Source organism: Halogeometricum sp. CBA1124, from assembly GCF_009741955.1.
In the GTDB taxonomy this organism is placed as follows: Archaea; Halobacteriota; Halobacteria; order Halobacteriales; family Haloferacaceae; genus Halogeometricum; species Halogeometricum rufum.
This window is the reverse complement of record NZ_WPCD01000237.1, coordinates 1-5,156: the sequence shown is the minus strand read 5'-3', so window position 1 is coordinate 5,156 and position 5,156 is coordinate 1. Positions and strand designations below refer to the sequence as shown.

The 5,156-nt window shown below is 71.8% G+C and carries 4 protein-coding genes and 2 pseudogenes; 2 read left to right on the top strand and 4 right to left on the bottom strand.

The genetic code is table 11. The annotated features are described in order from the left end of the window. Positions 1–121: 121 nt before the first annotated feature. Entirely contained in the window at positions 122–631 is a 510-nt protein-coding gene (locus tag GJ632_RS19240; protein ID WP_191453775.1) for a fasciclin domain-containing protein, read from the top strand. Between the two features lie 124 nt (positions 632–755). On the opposite strand, the pseudogene GJ632_RS19235 reads toward GJ632_RS19240, so the two are convergent. After that, positions 756–1,735, bottom strand: a pseudogene (locus GJ632_RS19235) (GNAT family N-acetyltransferase). Between the two features lie 8 nt (positions 1,736–1,743). Further along, positions 1,744–2,996 (bottom strand): annotated as a pseudogene (gatD, locus tag GJ632_RS19230) (Glu-tRNA(Gln) amidotransferase subunit GatD). Positions 2,997–3,140: 144 nt separating this feature from the next. Here gatD and GJ632_RS19225 point away from each other — a divergent pair. After that, positions 3,141–3,647, top strand: a complete 507-nt coding sequence (locus tag GJ632_RS19225; protein ID WP_191453774.1) for a hypothetical protein — start codon at positions 3,141–3,143, stop codon at positions 3,645–3,647. A gap of 15 nt (positions 3,648–3,662) precedes the next feature. Here GJ632_RS19225 and GJ632_RS19220 read toward each other — a convergent pair whose 3' ends face one another. Together GJ632_RS19220 and GJ632_RS19215 are read right to left on the bottom strand one after the other, a co-directional pair. Next, positions 3,663–4,163 carry a hypothetical protein gene (locus tag GJ632_RS19220; RefSeq protein WP_231751692.1) on the bottom strand — a complete coding sequence of 167 codons (501 nt, stop codon included), beginning with the start codon at positions 4,161–4,163 and terminating at the stop codon, positions 3,663–3,665. Beyond that, the coding region (locus tag GJ632_RS19215) for a DUF58 domain-containing protein (RefSeq protein ID WP_191453773.1) at positions 4,153–5,156 on the bottom strand (1,004 nt) is incomplete at its 5' end. The genes GJ632_RS19215 and GJ632_RS19220, both read right to left, overlap by 11 nt.

The window sequence follows — 5,156 nt, the reverse complement described above, 5'->3', positions numbered from 1 at the left end:
CCGCCGGTCGCGGTCCCGCCGCCGTCGCTCCGGAGGGGCCGAGAACGCCAGACGAGAGCTCGCTTCCCGACTAGTTGGGTAGTTCGGCTATCGGTTTCGCAGACGACGGTACGAACCGCAGATGCACTCACTACGACGACGCGACGTTCTGAAAGCGGTCGGAGGCACGGGCGTGCTACTGGCTGTCGGGGCCGGGTCGGCGAGTGCTCGACGCGGTGCGAGCGCACCGGACACCATCGTCGATATCGCCGCCGCGACGGACGACCTGAGCATCCTCGTCGCCGCGGTAGACAGAGCCGGACTTCTCGGGCTGTTGAGCGGGAACAGGCAGTTGACGGTGTTGGCACCCACGAACGCGGCGTTCGAGGCGTTCCTGGCGGGTTCGCCGTACGCCTCACTCGACGACGTGCCCGTCGACGTCCTCCGGGCCGTCCTCGCCTACCACGTCCTCGCCGGCCGCCGCTACTCGCAGTCCATCGTGAACGCGCCGCGCCTCCCGACGCTGAACGGCGCGCCCGTCACCGTGGACGGAACCGAACTGAACGGCGGACAGGCCGAAATCGTCGCGACGGACGTCGAGGCGTCGAACGGCGTCGTCCACCTCCTCGACGGCGTGTTGACCCCGCCGTAGCGCCGGCCGACGGCGTTTACGCGGCCCTTCTCTCGAAGCGAGTCAGAACGACCGGTCGGGGGACCGTTCGGGAGCGAACGGGTCGGTCAGGCGGGAGGATAGAAGCGGGTCGGGTCAGGTCGGGTCAAGTCAGGTCGGCTTCCATCACGAACGTCGGTTCCTCCGCGATGTCGGCCTTCGCGCGGGCGGCGTCGGTGACCCAGCGGACGCCCTCCGGAATCAGCACCCGCGTCCGGTCGGCGCCGACGGTGGCGGCGTCGCGGGCGACGGCGGCGAGGAGGGCGTCGGCCGCGTCGTCGTCGCGCCACGCCCACGCGCCGACGGCGTACTCGGCCCACGTCTCCGTCTCGCCGTCGGACTCCCGTTCGTACGTTCGACTGCGCGCGGCGAACCCGCGCGTCGGACCCGCGCCGGCGACGAGCAATCGGCCCTCGTCGGCCGCCGCGCGGAGTCGGTCGCGGGTCAGTTCGGAGACGGCCCACGACTCCTCGAAGTCGAGGACCAGTCCGCTCAACCGCGTCCGGGCCTCGCTGTTCGTCCAGACGACCACGCGGCGTCGGGGTTCGCGTCGTCGGTGAAGACGGGAACGTCTGCGTCGCTCTCGGCCGTCGCGCCCGCGTCGGGCGTCGGGTGGACCCAGCGGAACTCGATGCCGGGGTCGTAGCCCGTGTCGCGGGCCAGCCCGAGACTCCGCACGTTCCACGAGAATATCATGTTCCTGAGGACCGTCGCGCCCGCATCGCGCGCGAACGCGAAACTGGCCTCCGTTATCGCCTTCGCCAGTCCGCGGCCGCGGTAGTCGGGGTTGACCCGGAGGCCCTGTCCCCACGCCTCGTACGGCGAGAGCGTCACCACCTGCACGATTGCGCCGAGTTCCGCGGAGGGCGTCTCCGCGCCCACGTCGACGACGAACGTCTGTCGCGTCTCGCCGTCGTCGTCGGCGATCCAGTCGTGGTAGACGTCCGGGATGTAGTCGCTCCCGCCCCTGTCGGCCCACGTGTCCGCGGTGAACGCGGCGACGGCGTCGTAGTCGTCGGGCGTCGCCGCGCGGACGGTGACCGTCTCGCCCGTGTCGTCCTCGTACCGGCCGAACGTCTCGGGCACCGTCGCGTTCACTCCCACGGCACCGACCGCTGAGTGAGTTCGCCCGACAGCGACCGCTCCATCGCCGCCGCGGGGTCGTCGAGGTTCGCCGCCGCCCACATGAGTTTCACCTTCGCGGTGCCGGGGAGGGTGTCGCCCGCCTCCACGACGCCGGCGCGAGGAGGTCACGGCCCGTGTCGTACACCCGGTCGCAGACGCGGCCGTCCAGACACTGCGTCGTCATGGTGACGACGGTGCCCGACTCGACCAGTTCCGCCAGCACGGGGATGAAGTCGGTGTGGACGTGGCCGAGACCCGTCCCCTCGACGACGAGTCCGTCGAGGTCCTGCCCGCGGAGGAAGTCGGCGTAGGCGTCGAGGTCCATGCCGGGGGTGAACTTCAGCAGGTCCACGTCGTCGCTGAGGTCCGTCGCGATGGAGAACTCCGTCTCGCCGCGGGCGTCGAACTCGCGGCGGAAGGTCACCGCTTCCGTCTCGTAGTCGACTTCGCCCAGCGGTTTCGCGCCCACCGTCTCGAACGCGTCGCGCCGAGAGGTGTGGTTCTTGCGGACGCGGGTCCCGCGGTGGAGCGCGCAGGCGTCGTCGGACTCGCTGGCGTGCATGCAGACGAGCACCTCCGCGCAGTCGGCCTTCGCGGCTTCGACGGCGCAGACGGCGTTCATCACGTTGTCCGAGGAGGGGCGGTCCGCCGAGCGCTGACTCCCCGTGAAGACGACGGGGACGGGCGTGTCGAGCATGAACGACATCGCCGCGGCGGTGAACTGCATCGTGTCGGTGCCGTGCATGACGACGACGCCGTCGGTGCCGGCCTCGATTTCGGTCTCGATGGCCTCGGCGAGTTCCCGCCACACCGCGGGCGTCATGTTCTCCGAGAGGATGTTGGCGACGACGCGGCCGCGGTAGTTCGCCCGCCCCGCGAGGTCCGGGACGGCCCGGAGCACGTCTTCGGCGTCGAACTGGGCCGTCACCGCGCCCGTCCGGTAGTCGACCGTCGACGCGATGGTGCCGCCGGTGGAGATGAGCGAGACGGTCGGCAGGTCGTCGTCGAAGGCTATCTCGGAGGTGGTCGACTCGGACTGGGCCTCCTCGACGTCGTACACGTCCGTCTCCAGTACGTCGACGTCGGCGTCCTCGCGTTCGATGCCGACGTTGTACCCGCCGTCGAGTTTGACGACGAGGTACTCCGGCGTCGTCGAGGGCATCAGTACGCCCTCGTTCGTGACGCCCGCGCGTTCGACGCGGACGCGGTCCCCTGCGTTCATACCGCGAGGTACCGCCGGGCCGGACTTGAAATCTCCCTTTCGGCGTCGACGGGGCGTCGGCCGCCGGCCCCCGTCCGTCGCGTCGAGTCTCCCCGCCGGCGACTCGGCGCAAAGCCCATACTCTCGCGCCGCGCAGGTGAACGTATGCAACGGACAGACGAGAAGGAAGCCTCCACCACCGACTTCTCGCTGGACGACGAGTTCTCCGGGGTCGGGGAGTCCGCGGAACGGTCGCCGGCGTCGTCCCGGTCCGAGTCGAACGGCGGCCGACTCGGCGGCGTGTTCTCGCCGAAGGTGTTCCTCGGCGTCCTGCTCGCGTCGCTCCTCGGGGCGTTCCTCGGCGGGTCGATTCCCGTCGTCGGCTTCGTCGGCCGCTTCCTCGGCCTGTTCGCCGTCGGCTTCGGCGTCGGCCTGCTCTCGGGTCGCCGCCGCTACCTGGAGGTCGGTCTGGCGGGCGCGTTCGCCTCGGGTCTGCTGTGGGTGCTGACCACGCTGACCTCGACGTTCGCGTTCGCGCCGTTCGCCGTCGAACTCCTCGCGCAGTACGGACTCGCCATCGCCGGCGTCGGTGCCGGCGCCGGACTGCTCGCCTCGCTGGCGGGACACTACTTCGGCCGAGACCTGCGCGACGGACTCACGCGAGACATCTGAGAGCGCCGCCGTCGCTCACAGACCGACGAGCAACGCGACGACGCCGACGAGAAGTGCGACGAGTGCGAGCGCGGAGTGGCCGCCGGTGGCGACGAGGAAGACGCCGAACCCGACGCTCGCGCCGACGGCGAGGAGCGCGACGGTCCCCACCGCGTGGACCGCCTCGACGCGGAGCGTGGGGGTGTCCGCGCCGACTTCGGCCGCGATGGTGAGTCCGTTCCGGCCGACGGACCACGACACCGCGACCAGCGACGCGGCGAGGAGCACGAACGACGGCGCCATCCCCAGCGCTCCGGCGACGACGACGGCCGCGAACAGACACGCCGCCCCTGCGGAGAACGCCCGCCCCGACCGGCGACCGAGGCCGACGGCGACGAGTGCGAGACCGAGCACCCCGGCGGCGAGCGTGTACGGCGACACCGCGACGACGACGACTCCGGCCGTCGCCGCCGCGAGTGAGAGGACGCCGCTCGGCGTCGGCACCCCGCCGGAGAGCGCGTCGCGACTACGACTCACGGCGAACCACCCGTTCGAAGTCGACGGTCGGGTCCCAGTCGAGGACCGAGAGACCGGCGTTGCGGAGTTCGCGGAGGCGGAGACGACGCCGAATCGACGCGTAGCCGAGCGCGCAGTCCGACGACGACGCCGTCGGGTCCGGGGTCACGACGCGTATCGGGTAGCCGTGCGCGTCGAGTCGCCGAGCGACCGCCCGCGCGTCGTCGTCGCAGAGCGGCGAGAGGAACAGCAACTGCGTGTCGGCGTCGACGCGCCGAACGACGGATTCGACCGCCGCGTCGACGCCGACGCGTTCGACGGGAGGGTCCCACGAGAACGCGTCGTCGCCGGCGAACGCGTCCAGCAACCGGCGTCGGTGGTCGGCACCGGCCCCCGGGGGGAGCCAGCACGGCCGCGGCGACAGTGCCGTGATACCGACCGGGACGCCCGACGCGGTGAGTCCGTCCACGAGAGACCGCGCCGCGGCGACGCTCCGACGCACCGCCGGCACGCCCCCGTCGTCCGGCGTCAGGTAGGCCGCCCGGCGGGCGTCCACGACGAGCAGCACCCTCGCGAGTCGCGACTCCCGGAAGTCGACCGTGGTGAACTCGCCCGTCTTCGCCTTCCGGTTCCAGTCGACGCGCGAGAGGGGGTCGCCGGGGCGGTACTCGCGAACGGAGCGGAACTCGACGCCCGACCCCTCGACCGTCGACCGCGTCTGGCCGGGGAGTACCGTGCGCTGCGGGCCGAGTCGGAGGTCCGGCGCGGGCGGGTCCGGTCGGCAGGCCACCTCGGACCCGCCCGCGTCGACGAGCGTCTCCCGCCTGCGCAGGCCGGCGAGGTCCCGGGTGACGACGAGGGCGGGGTCGAACTCGTGGACGCCGGGGGCGGCCTCGACCGTGTACGAGAACGTCGCTCGCCGTCCGGGTCGGAGCGCGGTGGTGAACCGGGGTGTCCCCTCGGTGACGGCGAGTCCGGCGGGGACGCCGTCGACGAATCGAACGTCCGGGAGCG